Genomic DNA, 1,440 nt, shown 5'->3' with positions numbered 1-1,440 from the left:
GCTGCCTGCCTGCCCATAGTCTCTTTCATTAGCGGGGGTGGGGGAAGCTGCACCATGAACGTTAGGGGGTATGACCAAGGCTACGTACTCAAGAAAAGGGGAAGCAGCCCATCGAGCCCGTGGATAGTTGCGCTTGGACCTGTATCGATTCTTGCCTTGGTCCATTGCTCACTGGCAGGCATGGGGGGACCTCGATCGATCCATCGCCTCGAACAGCATCTAGCAGCCTATGGTGTCGTCATTGATAGGCATGACATCGCAAGGAACGACCTGGGCATGCAACTCCGGATGCTCGGACTCGTACTCGATAGCCCGGATGCAGAAAGCGGAATGCTCTTGCTACCACCGTTCCCCTCAGGCAACCAGTCCTTGGACAAGAAAGAATGAATAGACTCGTAGAAATCCTGGCGAAACATGTCCAGGAAAAGGTCCAGGGATCTGTGACTGGCCAATCAGGCGACAAGCTTGAATCCAGGTTTATTTTCCACGGCCCTCCACGGGAGATCCTGGAACAGGTGTTCGATGCACTGGCCGTCGATGGTGGCATACGGATCGAAATCGACTCGCATGGCGCAGCCAAGAAAATACCTGTATTGCTGGTTCTCCCGGCGGTGCAGGCAAACCCTGGGATAGGGGATTCCGGGGAATGCGACGAGAACCATCTCCTGCATATCCGGAATGACCCAAACTCGGCCAGTTTCGTGGCCTTGCTCCCCCCGGGGCAGCATAGCAGTAGGTCAGTGGCATCCACGACCGACGAGTTCGGCATCAGCGCCTCAAGCAATACCGGTCATGCGACGTTCGAAGAGTGGTGGGATGACGGCTTTGTCCAGGATCTGGTCGACAAGAGCCTCGGTGATGCTGGGATAAGCGGCGATTTCCTCGATGATTCAAGGGCAATGGTCAAGCGGGCGGCAATGGCTGTCGACGAAGTGGACCCCAGCGAGGGGCTTCGGATTGCTGCGTGGCGCTTGCTATCCCGTATCTACTCGATCAACAAGGACAGCAAGGAACTACTGCCTGGGTCGGCCCTGGCACTCGCTTGCGGCTTTCCACCGATGCAAGATGGAAGCGTATCCGCAAAATTCCAAATGCGCATACAGGACAAGATTGCCGACGAGTTGGCGGATGGTTTCAGGACGGGGGTAAGGAGACTCGCCGACCAGGCTACTGATGCGACAAGAGAAGCCCTCTCTGGCTTCCTTGCCCACGTAGAACAGACTTGCCAGGTATCTACGGCATTCGAGCGCTCGATGCCTGCGTTCTACTTGCCTTCGGATGGTCTCGCACTTGAAAAGCCCGAGTCATGGTGGAGCACATTGACATCCGAGTGCTGGTCGGAACTCCTTGCCGATGAGCCTGATGAAACCAGCGGGGGAGTGTCAGGATTTCTGTGTGCAAGGCGGTTGAATGTTAGCTGAGGTTTAACGGTTGTTGGAT

Annotated in this window: 1 protein-coding gene; it reads left to right on the top strand. The window is 56.1% G+C overall.

Annotation, left to right across the window (positions count from 1 at the left end; translation table 11 throughout):
* The first annotated feature begins 383 nt into the window (after positions 1-383).
* The gene (locus PY257_RS15790; RefSeq protein WP_275743548.1) at positions 384-1,421 is read left to right on the top strand and encodes a hypothetical protein; all 1,038 of its coding nucleotides are present in this window, start codon (positions 384-386) and stop codon (positions 1,419-1,421) included.
* Positions 1,422-1,440 lie beyond the last annotated feature (19 nt).

Source organism: Curvibacter soli, assembly GCF_029211125.1.
In the GTDB taxonomy this organism is placed as follows: Bacteria; Pseudomonadota; Gammaproteobacteria; order Burkholderiales; family Burkholderiaceae_C; genus Curvibacter_A; species Curvibacter_A soli.
This window is presented reverse-complemented; position numbering and strand designations above follow the sequence as displayed.